The 238-nt window shown below is 37.8% G+C and carries 1 protein-coding gene; it reads left to right on the plus strand.

Annotated features, from left to right (window positions below):
* Positions 1 to 43: 43 nt before the first annotated feature.
* On the plus strand, positions 44 to 202 hold the full coding sequence (locus BZK24_RS09445; RefSeq protein ID WP_171972440.1) for a hypothetical protein: 159 nt from the start codon (positions 44 to 46) through the stop codon (positions 200 to 202).
* The last annotated feature ends 36 nt before the right edge of the window (positions 203 to 238 follow it).

Raw genomic sequence — 238 nt, forward strand, 5'->3', positions numbered from 1 at the left:
ATTTGAAATTAGAGAGCGGCGATTTAAAGATTAGGGGGTAGAGGTGAAAATCAAATTCAAACGATTGGACTATCAGGAGCAATGCCGGGACCAAATTTTAGGGGTGTTTAAGGGGATTGATTTGAGAGAGCCAGAAAATGACGCTCAAAGGATTGCTAACCCTGTTTTTGAAATAGGGGCGATCAAAGATCTTTTATATTAAAAACCATTCTTATCCAAGCGGATATAATGGAATTAA

It is taken from the genome of Helicobacter pylori (assembly GCF_001998165.1).
GTDB lineage: Bacteria > Campylobacterota > Campylobacteria > Campylobacterales > Helicobacteraceae > Helicobacter > Helicobacter pylori_DL.